Consider the following 9,046-nt stretch of genomic DNA (forward strand, 5'->3'; position numbering starts at 1 on the left):
AAAAAGCCCCGCCTCGGCGGGGCTTGTAAGAGGTCGTCGTGCTGTTGTCAGCTGGCGACTTTCTGACCGCGATAAACAAGAACCGGACGCTGAACGTTGGATGCAGCAGCGTTGTTCTGGTTGTACTTCTGGCCGCGATAGGTCAGGGTCATGATGGGTTCCTCGAAGCAAGCTCAGGTCCCCGTTCCATGGCCTGAGTCGAACTGCGCTTCGCCGAAGACGAAGTGAACGTGATTGCGTAGCAGTTGCTACAGATCCTTTATAGGGATGGTGTCGTCCGACGTGTCGTTCGCGCTGTTACAGAACAAGAATTTTGTTCTGTTCAGGTTGCTTGATTCAGGCCCTTTAAGTGCCTCAAGCGCGTTTGGGTGGTGTGTGCACCGGGCGTGGCTTGAGTTGAGGTGCTTTCTGGGTCATCACGGCTGAAGGTGAATTGAATCGATTTTGTCGCCGCTTGAATGGTCGGAATGATGGATCGGCTACCGATCACGAGGTTCAGGCCCTTATCGCTCTGGCTTGGACTCAAAGCTTCCATTAATTCGTTGTTCTGCTGAACAGTTCGGCTGCGATTGAGTGATCCTTGATGCTTACTCAGTGTGAAGCTCATGGCGCCGAAGGACGCCATCCGTACGGTGTGGACAGGTCAGTTTTCGCGGTCATGAACAGCGCTCAGAGCAAGGATGATTGGGTGAAGGCGCAGCAGCACAAGTTCCATAAACCGATTGATGTGGACACCTTGATGTGGGTGCGCAATCGCCTGATGCGTTTGGAAGTGGAGGCTCGTTGGGCCGACCGCATCTGCGTGTTTGAAGAGTTCTTCCCCAACGACGCGATCATTCCGCGCATCTGAACCTCAGCCATGTTTTTGACTGTCTTTGGCCAGAAGGGTGGTGTGGCAAAAACCTGCACCAGCATTCATTTGGCTTGTGCCTGGGCCCAGCAGGGCCTGTCGGTGTGTGTTGTTGATGCGGATCGCAACCGCTCGGCAACCGCCTACGCAGCCCGGGGGATGCTTCCGTTTGAAGTGGTGCCTGTGGAGGCTGCAGCAAAGGCCACCCGCCATGCCCAAGTGATCATCACCGACGGGCAGGCCAGCAGCCACGAAGATGAACTCAAGAATCTTTCGGCCGGAGCAGATCTTGTTTTGCTGCCCACTACGCCGCAGGCGAGATCGGTTGAGCTCACTGTTGAACTCTCCTCAATCCTCAGGCAGATGAACACCATGCATGCCGCATTGTTGGTGAAGGTGGACAGCCGAAAACAACGGCTTGCGCAGGAAGCACGCCAAATTTTGGAGGGTTTTGATGTGGATGTGATGCAGGCGGAAATCCCCTTGTTGGCGGCGTTTGAAAAAGCAGAAGTGGAGGGTGTTTGTGTGTCGAATGCCGTCGATGACCGTGGCCGTGCCGATCTGAGGCGCATGGGGGGATGGGCGGCCTATTGCCAGGCTGCTGTTCAGATCCGTGATCGCTTGTCGGCAGCAACGCCTGACGCTATTAGTGCTTGATCAAGAAACAGCTCACTTTTGGCGTCGGTCGCCAATCAGACAGATCTTCTGAGCTTCACCCGCAATCCTTGGCACAGCTGATTGATGGTTGATGGGTCGCAGTTCTTGGTTGAAAAATCCCACCCGTTGCTCAGCCGCATCCACCTGGCAGCCCCAGGCGCAATCCGCTTCCTCTGGCCAGGCGAAGGTGAATCCTTCCGCTGCGGCGCTTCTGCTCAAGACGCCGAGCATCTCCACCAAAGCCGCATGATCGAAGCCGTTGTGATGCTTGCCATTGGTTTGTCGATGGCAGGCGTTGTTCTTGGCAATCTGAACAACGACGAGTCCGTTTAAGTTCAAAAGCTGTTGCTGCTTTTGATGGCGACCTTGTTGGCTTTCATGCTCGGGCAGCTTGAGATCAGCAATCTCACAGCAGCCTTCCTCGCTCTTGTGGCGTTGGTCTTTGTGGGCAGCTTTGCTGTGGTGTCGTTGCAGTCCGGTGAGCTGATCAAACCCCCAAAAAACGACTGAGTCTGAAAGGTTGATGCCTGAACAAGCCAAGGTCGCCAGCGCGGATGGCTCCCATGTGATGGTGATCGGCGCTGGCTGGGCCGGCTGGGGTGCAGCCAAAGCCCTCTGTGAAGCCGGCGTTCGCGTCACCCTGGTTGACGGGATGTCGGATCCCACGGGGAGGACGCCGATGAGCACCGCCAGCGGTAAACCCTTCGAAGCGGGCACCCGGGGCTTTTGGAGGGATTACCCCAACATCAATGCGCTGACCGATGAGCTTGGACTCACCGACGTGTTCACTGCATTCACCACAAGCGCCTTTTGGTCTCCCGCCGGTCTGGAGGCCACGGCCCCGGTGTTCGGTGAAGGGTTGCAGTTGCCCAGCCCCCTGGGGCAGGCCATGGCAACGATCAAGAACTTCAAGCGCCTGCGTGTTGCCGATCGCCTGAGCATTGCCGGCCTTTTGGTGGCGATGCTTGATCTGAACCGCAACGAGGAGACCTTCCGGCGCTACGACGCCATCGATGCGTTGACCCTGTTCAGCCAACTGGGAATCACGGAACGGATGATCGACGAATTCTTGCGTCCGATTCTTTTGGTGGGTCTGTTCAAGCCACCGGAGGAATTGTCGGCAGCCGTCACCATGGAGCTGCTCTACTACTACGCCCTGGCGCATCAAGATTCCTTTGATGTGCGCTGGATTCGTTCCGGCAGCATCGCCGAGCAGCTGATCGCTCCCCTGGCGGAACGCCTGCTGGACTCCGGTTTGCTCACTGTTCTGGGAGGAACGTTGGCAACGCGCCTGAATTTCGATCAGCCAGGCGAAGCAATTCGGTCGGTGGAGGTCCGTTGCAAAGCAACAGGCCGCTCCAGCGTTGTTGATGACGTTGATGCGGTTGTGCTGGCGGTGGGTGCCAAGGGCATGCATGCCCTGATGGCGGAGTCGCCGCGTTGCAGTGATGTGCTGCCGGAGCTGGTGGCTGCTGGCGGTTTGGGGGCGATTGATGTGGTGTCGGTGCGGTTGTGGCTGGATCGCACCATTGCGGTCGCCGATCCCGCCAATGTCTTCTCGCGCTTCGACGCTTTACAGGGTGCGGGCGCCACATTTTTCATGCTCGACCAGCTGCAGAATGCGGATCTTGATGCGCTCTGGGGCGGCAGCGAGCCCCAGGGATCCGTGGTGGCCAGCGACTTCTACAACGCCACGGCAATCGCAGCCTTGAGTGATCAGGAGATCGTTGACACCCTGCTGAAGGAGCTGTTGCCCCAGGCGGTGCCTGCCTTCCGGCTTGCCCAGGTGCTGGAGTTTGAAGTGCGGCGTTACGCGGGCTCGGTGTCGTTGTTCTCCCCCGGCAGTTTCAGCCAGCGGCCGCCGCTGCAGACGGGACTTCCGTCTGTGGTCTGCGCTGGCGACTGGGTGCGGATGGGCGAACGCGAGCACGGTGCCAAGGGCCTGTGCCAGGAAAGGGCCTACGTCTGCGGCCTCGAGGCGGCCAACGCCTTGATGCGCAGTGGTGTGGTGAGAGGGGCGAATGCTGTGACCCGCCCAAGGCATTTGGTGCGGCCGATCCGTCCGGAAGAACCCCAGGTCCTGTTGGGCCGTGCCCTCAACAAACTCGTGATGGACCCCCTGGAGGCGTTCGGGATCCGTTGGCCTTGGCTGGCCTGAGCTCAGAAATTCAGTTGACCTGAAAGCCAGAGTTCCTGCCAAGACCCTGCGGCTGAGGCATTCAGCGCCATCAGGATGGTCACGCTGATGCCACCCAGGGTGAGCCCCACCCCCATCATGATCAGGGCGGTCAGTCCTTCCGCTTCGGTGAGCGGTTGCTTTTTGAGAAAGCGACGCTTGGCCATGGCTGCTGATCCGATGCACCCGTTCTGCATCGGCCCAAGGCCACTTGGCAACAGGCCGTATCACTCATTCACGCAGAGCTGCTGGGGGATGACTCGGTGTTGCTTAGGTTGCTGGCCTGCGCTTGACGCCGCCCCGATGGGTTTCATCATGCAGCCATGACTGGTTTGATCTGTGGCATGACCGCCCTGTGGCTCCACGCCTGGTGGTGTTGCAGAACAACCAATTCGCCTGCGGTCAAGCGCAGCTGGCCTTACCCGCGCTCCTGGAAAAACAGCGCTGATCTGTATGAGAGGCCCTGTCGCCGTCACCGTCATCTCAGGGCGCGCACGCAACTCAGCGCACGCAGCCGCCGCGACATCGCCGGCAGAACGCCTGTGTTGGTAGCTCAAGTTACTGAAAACGCTTAAGTTGGCGCGTCTGGATTTTTCTGTTGAACGGCAGCCAATCTGTCGAGGCCAGAAGTGAGAAGCGCCGTCAGCAGCTGATGGAACTTTCGTTTGTGGCTGCAGCGCTCGGCGTTCTGGTGTTATTGACGATCCGTCTTGGCACCTGTTGCTCCTGGTTCGGTTCGCACTGACCTTTTCGGTTTGGTAGCTGGTGGTCTGTGGTGTCGGCTGCCTCTGCAAGCCTGCGCTAGCCACCAGATGTGGTGTCCTCAGCCCTTGATTGTGGGTGCAGGGCCGGTATGTTTCGTCTGTTCCCCATCACCTGGCTTCAGCCCATGCGGCTGAGGCTTTTTTATTGCCTACTTGCAGGACGTTGTATCCAGGCAGACCAACTTCCGATTGTCTTAAGTGACATCGCTTGGTCGCAACGGCCACATCGATATCACGTTCCTTAAGTTGAACAGCCACGTCTTCCCTGGATGTCTCCTGCTGAATTGTCGAGCATCAAATGGGAGAATGACGGGGAAATGTCTGCGCAAGATACCTGGACTCTGGTGAAAAAGCTCACCAAGGTGGAAGAGCAAGACAAGGCATCCAACCTGTTGCATTTGTCGTCGAAACACAGCCACTCCAAGCGCTCCAATCGCCGCTGAATTCGACACCCTTTTTTGGAACGCGGTTTGGTCGCTGATGGAAATGTGGGTGAGGTATTCGTTCTGACTCCCCCCTTTTAGGGAGGGCGCCGCCTTGAACTCTCCCTCAGATGAGGGATGGACCAATGGTGCTGGTGGGTTGGCGGCAACCGGGCGAGTGGTGCTGTTCTGCGCCGGAGTGGGTGGTTTGAACCTGGCCTGATCCATTCCTCTGCAGAATCACTGCATTGATGGGGGGTGTGGTGGCTGGAGCTGGTGTGAATCCTGCGGATCAGCGCTGGAGTTTCTGGCCGCTGCTGCCGCTTTACCCCTACGGCCGCCGCCGCACGCTGTTCAGTGAGCTGATCCCTGGCCAGCTCTGGAGCCTGGAGCAGCTGCAGGGGGTGTATTACGTGGCCGTGCCGGTGCGGCTCACCGTGGCCAAGGTGCCCGGCGGCTTGATGTTGGTGAACCCTCTGCCGCCCACCGGTGAAGTGCGCCAAGCCATCGCCGGGCTGGAGCAACAACACGGCCCCGTGCGCACGATCGTGCTGCCCACCGCCTCTGGCTTAGAGCACAAGCTTCCCCTCGGGCCCCTGGCCCGCGCCTTTCCGGATGCGGAGATCTGGGTGTGTCCAGGCCAGTGGAGCTTCCCGGTGCAGTTGCCTCTGTCCTGGTTGGGCGTGCCGGCCCGTCGCACCAAGGTGTTGTTCGACGATGGCCTTCCCCATGGCGATGTTTGTGAGTGGTTCTCCCTTGGACCGCTCGACCTTGGCGTGGGCCGTTTCCAGGAAGTCTCCTGTTTGCATCGCCCTTCAGGCGCTCTGTTGGTGACCGATGCCCTGGTGGGCATCAGTGCTGAACCCCCGGCCGTGTTTGACCTCGATCCAACGCCGCTGTTGTTCCATGCTCGCGAACGTGGCGATGAGCCCCTCATTGATTCAGCGGAAGCTCGCCGTCGCGGCTGGGCACGGCTGGTGCTGTTTGCCTCCTACCTGAGGCCGGAACCGCTGGAGGTGCCTGCGCTGCCGGAGTTGCTTCGGGATGCGTTCAAGCCCGGGCTGCGTTCCTTAAAAGCCCACTTCGGCCTCTACCCCTTCCGCTGGAAAGCCGGTTGGCAGATGGCAGCCGATGGCTTGATCGGCGAAGACGCGCCCAAGTTGCAGGTGGCCCCGGTGCTTGAGCGGTTGGTGTTGCCCAGAGCAAAAGAGTCTCTGTTGCGATGGCTGCAGGAGTTGAGCGGCCAGACTGAGCTGCGCTGGCTGGTGCCGGCTCACTACAGCGCGCCGGTCACATTCACGCCCGAAACCGTGCAACACCTGCTCGCGTCATTGAAACAGCGGGACTGGGCTCCAAGTTCTGAGAACTGGGAGTTTCTTGGATCCATTGATCAGCGTTTGCTCGATCTCGGCGTTGTGCCTGATCAGCCCGTGATCAAAGCTTGAGTTCGTCTTCCGGCTCGATCGCCATCTGCTCATCAGCGAACAGGGTCTCTTCCAGTTCCTTGCGCTGTTCCATCTGGCGCAGGAAATAACCCGTCATCATGGCCGAGGCCAGCATGTTGGCGAGGTTGTCGCGGTTGGCCGTCACCTTCACCTCAAAGTGCTCGCCAGGAAGCATTCCCAGCAGACCCTGAACGTTGTGGCGAATGATGTCCTGAATATCGTTGCTTGCTGATTTCGCGACCCGTTGCAAGGTGTCTGGAGACTGCTCCTGCAGGTACTGGATCAAGCTGTTCCCCACGTGACCGTCACTGCTGTCAGTTGTCAGGAACTCGGGGTTAAACATTCGTGTGTGATCTACATCACGGACTTGACCTTAACGCAAGCCATTGGCATCAACCGCCATCGCTGCTGTCGGTGATCCGTAACGGACCGAACCTCTGCAGCGGCCAATACCGCCACACCGCCGTGCCCAGAATATTGGTTTCCGGCAGTGATCCCCAGAGGTGGGAATCGAGGCTGGCATTGCGGTTGTCCCCCATCACCCACAGCTGATCCGCCGGCACGGTGATCGGGGCCATTTCGTAGTTGATCGCTTCCGCTAACCAGGGTTCCGCAGCCGGTTCACCGTTGCGGAACAGCCTGCCGTCGTGCACGTCAAGCTGATCGCCAGGCAGCCCCACCACCCGTTTGATCAGTGCTGCGGATGCGTCGTAGCCAGCGGCCACGAGCTGCTCCGGCGGGGTGAACACCACCACATCGCCCCGGTGCAGATGGCCGTGGCGGCTGCGAGCCAGGCGCGGCCTCACCTTCTCCACCAGGATGCGGTCCTGCAGCTGCAGGGTGGGCAGCATCGAGCCTGAGGGAATCCAGCGCGGTTCCACCACCAACCAGCGCAGCAGCAGCGCCAGCAGGGCCCAGAGAATCAGATTGCGCCAGAAGCCCTTGCTGTCTTCTCCTGGAGCGGGTGTCGTGGGTTGGGTCATCGTTGACCGAAGATCACACCAGCCTGGCCTGCTGCACTGACCATCGCTCGCGCCAATTTGCAGGCCGCCCTCACGCTGCTGGAGGCTCTTTGTCTCCAGGGGCTGAAGCAGCTGGTGCTCTGCCCTGGCAGCCGTTCCGGCCCCCTGGCAACCGCGGCGGGAATGCTGGCCTCCCAGGCGAAGCTGCAGCTGGTCACGGCCATCGACGAGCGTTCGGCCGCCTTTCTGGCCCTCGGCATGGCGACCGCCCATGGCCGTGCCGTGGCAGTGGTCACCACCTCCGGCACCGCGGTGGCCAACCTGCTTCCCGCTGCGGTGGAGGCGGACCGCTCATGTCAGCCCTTGCTGCTGCTCACGGCGGATCGCCCCGCCCGGCTCAAAAACTGCGGCGCCAACCAGACGGTTAATCAGGAATCCTTTCTGCTCTCGGCCTGCCGCTGGTTTGCCAGTGGAGCGGCAGACGGTGTCCACACCCAGGCCAGCAACGCCCTCAATGCCCTGGCGGTTCAGGCCTGGCAGCAGGCCCAGGGTGCAGGCACTGGGCCGCCGGGAGCGGTTCACCTCAACCTGCCCTTCGAGGAGCCGCTGCACACCACGCTCGAGCAGCAGCAACAGCTGGTCTCAGCTGCGCTCCCGCCCACGGCTTTCCCTGAGCCTTCACGCGAGATCGCGCCTGCGCCTCGCCTCGATCCAGAGCGCCCGGGGGTTGTGATTGCTGGCCCTTGGCGCGGTCTTTCGCCCGCGGCGGAGGCTTTTCAACAGGCGCTGCATCGCTGGCTGAACCTCAGCGGTTGGCCTCTGTTGGCCGATCCCCTCGCTGCCCTTGCTCCCGATTGCCCCAACCGCATCGAGCACTGGGAGCTGCAACTGGATCGGCTGAACCTGCCTCACGACGCTCAGGTGTTGCGGCTTGGACCGATGCCCGCCAGTCGGCGGTTGGAGGCCTGGCTTCAGCGCCATCAGGGCCCTCAACTGGTGATCACCGAAGGGGATTCAAGGCCGCTGGATCCGCTGCAGGTGGCCAGCCAATGGTCCGGGGGCATGGCCGCTTGGATCGCCCAACAGCTTGGGCTGGACAAGCAGAGCAAGCCATCGGTTGGCACCGACGACCTCTCGGCCTGGATCGAGGCCCAGCTGCCCTTGCGTGGCGCCGTGAATGAGCCCGCTCTGGCCCACTGGCTTCCCCAGCTCCTGCCGGAGCGGTTGCCAGTGATGTTGGCCGCCAGTTCACCGGTGCGCGATTGGTTGACCTGGGGTGGGCCCGCCTGCGGCCGCCACCGTTGCTTCAGTTTCCGCGGGGCTTCGGGCATCGACGGCACCTTGTCGCTTGCCATGGGTCTGGCGGCGAATCTCGGTCCGTTGGCGCTGGTGTCCGGTGATCTGGCCCTGCTGCACGACAGCAACGGCTGGCTCCATGCATCGTCTGCCGCTGCTGCTGCTGCTCCACCACTGCTGGTGCTGCTGATCGACAACGGCGGCGGCGGCATTTTTCAGCAGCTGCCCATTGCCACGCCGGGCTTCGAATCACTCTTCGCCATGCCTCAGCAGGTGGATCCCCTGGCCCTGGCGGCAGCCCACGGTGTGCCTGGACGCCAGGTGGCCTGTCTGGAGGATCTGCAGGAGGCCTTGGCCTGGGGCTTGTCGCAGCATCGGCCGGTGTTGTTGCGGTTGTGCAGTGACCGCGGTCGTGATGCTGCCCTGCGTCAGCAGCTGCGCGCCGCTGCTCAGAATGAACGCACCGAGCCCTGA

The 9,046-nt window shown here is 60.9% G+C and carries 13 protein-coding genes; 8 read left to right on the plus strand and 5 right to left on the minus strand.

What is annotated here, in order from left to right; translation table 11 throughout:
- Positions 1–47 precede the first annotated feature (47 nt).
- Both DXY33_RS08200 and DXY33_RS08205 read right to left on the minus strand, forming a co-directional pair.
- A complete protein-coding gene (locus DXY33_RS08200) occupies positions 48–152 on the minus strand; it encodes a DUF4278 domain-containing protein (protein ID WP_071823061.1) in 105 nt (34 codons plus the stop codon).
- A 170-nt stretch (positions 153–322) separates the two neighbouring features.
- Positions 323–625 (minus strand): hypothetical protein, encoded by a 303-nt coding sequence (locus tag DXY33_RS08205; protein WP_170950987.1) that lies wholly within the window; start codon positions 623–625, stop codon positions 323–325.
- Positions 626–658: 33 nt separating this feature from the next.
- Here DXY33_RS08205 and DXY33_RS08210 point away from each other — a divergent pair, with 33 nt between their 5' ends.
- The 5 genes from DXY33_RS08210 to DXY33_RS08225 all read left to right on the plus strand — a co-directional run bounded on the left by DXY33_RS08210 (position 659) and on the right by DXY33_RS08225 (position 3,665).
- A complete protein-coding gene (locus DXY33_RS08210; protein ID WP_226400170.1) occupies positions 659–850 on the plus strand; it encodes a hypothetical protein in 192 nt (63 codons plus the stop codon).
- 9 nt (positions 851–859) lie between these two features.
- Entirely contained in the window at positions 860–1,507 is a 648-nt protein-coding gene (locus DXY33_RS08215) for a ParA family protein (RefSeq protein ID WP_115132475.1), read from the plus strand.
- Positions 1,508–1,598: 91 nt separating this feature from the next.
- Positions 1,599–1,757, plus strand: a complete 159-nt coding sequence (locus DXY33_RS12380; protein ID WP_170950998.1) for a hypothetical protein — start codon at positions 1,599–1,601, stop codon at positions 1,755–1,757.
- Between the two features lie 107 nt (positions 1,758–1,864).
- The gene (locus DXY33_RS12385; protein WP_170950999.1) at positions 1,865–2,017 is read left to right on the plus strand and encodes a hypothetical protein; all 153 of its coding nucleotides are present in this window, start codon (positions 1,865–1,867) and stop codon (positions 2,015–2,017) included.
- 13 nt (positions 2,018–2,030) lie between these two features.
- On the plus strand, positions 2,031–3,665 hold the full coding sequence (locus DXY33_RS08225) for an FAD-dependent oxidoreductase (protein ID WP_115132477.1): 1,635 nt from the start codon (positions 2,031–2,033) through the stop codon (positions 3,663–3,665).
- A 2-nt stretch (positions 3,666–3,667) separates the two neighbouring features.
- Here the strand turns inward: DXY33_RS08225 and DXY33_RS08230 are convergent, their stop codons facing one another.
- Complete coding sequence (locus DXY33_RS08230; protein WP_115132478.1) at positions 3,668–3,880, minus strand: hypothetical protein; 213 nt, start codon at positions 3,878–3,880, stop codon at positions 3,668–3,670.
- A gap of 836 nt (positions 3,881–4,716) precedes the next feature.
- On the opposite strand from DXY33_RS08230, the gene DXY33_RS12390 reads away from it, so the two are divergent.
- Positions 4,717–4,890: a hypothetical protein gene (locus tag DXY33_RS12390; protein WP_170951000.1), complete on the plus strand. Its 174-nt coding sequence runs from the start codon at positions 4,717–4,719 to the stop codon at positions 4,888–4,890.
- A gap of 230 nt (positions 4,891–5,120) precedes the next feature.
- Entirely contained in the window at positions 5,121–6,314 is a 1,194-nt protein-coding gene (locus DXY33_RS08235; protein ID WP_115132479.1) for a DUF4336 domain-containing protein, read from the plus strand.
- On the opposite strand, the gene DXY33_RS08240 is transcribed toward DXY33_RS08235, so the two are convergent.
- A complete protein-coding gene (locus tag DXY33_RS08240; RefSeq protein WP_115132480.1) occupies positions 6,304–6,657 on the minus strand; it encodes a DUF760 domain-containing protein in 354 nt (117 codons plus the stop codon). The genes DXY33_RS08235 and DXY33_RS08240 overlap by 11 nt on opposite strands.
- A 49-nt stretch (positions 6,658–6,706) precedes the next feature.
- Positions 6,707–7,297 carry a signal peptidase I gene (lepB, locus tag DXY33_RS08245; RefSeq protein ID WP_115132481.1) on the minus strand — a complete coding sequence of 197 codons (591 nt, stop codon included), beginning with the start codon at positions 7,295–7,297 and terminating at the stop codon, positions 6,707–6,709.
- Positions 7,298–7,354: 57 nt separating this feature from the next.
- Between lepB and menD the strand changes: the two genes are divergently transcribed.
- On the plus strand, positions 7,355–9,046 hold the full coding sequence (gene menD / locus DXY33_RS08250) for a 2-succinyl-5-enolpyruvyl-6-hydroxy-3-cyclohexene-1-carboxylic-acid synthase (protein WP_115132482.1): 1,692 nt from the start codon (positions 7,355–7,357) through the stop codon (positions 9,044–9,046).

The organism is Synechococcus sp. N26, assembly GCF_900473975.1.
GTDB lineage: Bacteria > Cyanobacteriota > Cyanobacteriia > PCC-6307 > Cyanobiaceae > Parasynechococcus.